The following is a 419-nucleotide window of genomic DNA, read 5'->3' as shown; positions in this document are numbered from 1 at the left end:
CGTCTTCCCCGTGGACGCTCCGGCGGCCCCGCCCATGCCGGTCCGGCGAGGTCGGATCGTCCATCCGGTCGAGGCGCATGTCTTGGGGGTAGCGCCGAGCTTCCCTGCCGACCGGCGCTAATGCTGGCTCAATGAGCCTCGACTTCCGGAAACAGGGTGACGACGCCCGCCCCGTCGAGCTCGCTCTTTCCCTGCGAGACCATCAGCCGGAACATGGTGAGCGCCTGGGAGAGCATAGGCATCGCGAGATGCTGAGCCCGCGTCGCCTCGTGCACGAGTTCCAGGTCCTTCAGGATCTGCCGGGCATAGCCGCGGGGCGCGTAGTCCTTCGCGACCATGCGGGGAAAGATCGCCTGGAGCACGGCCGAGTTGCCGAGGCCGGGCGCGAGCGCGGCGGGGATCCTGGAGGCGTCCACGCC

Annotated in this window: 1 protein-coding gene; it reads right to left on the bottom strand. The window is 69.5% G+C overall.

Features of this window, described 5'->3' with window-relative positions; genetic code table 11:
• Window positions 1–128 precede the first annotated feature (128 nt).
• Window positions 129–419: NAD-binding protein (locus tag AC2JF9_RS09800; protein ID WP_500727396.1), on the bottom strand; the 291-nt coding region annotated here is incomplete at its 5' end.

It is taken from the genome of Lactobacillus sp. C449L (assembly GCF_059900815.1).
The sequence above is the reverse complement of the archived record's forward strand: the minus strand, read 5'-3'. Positions and strand labels throughout refer to the sequence as shown.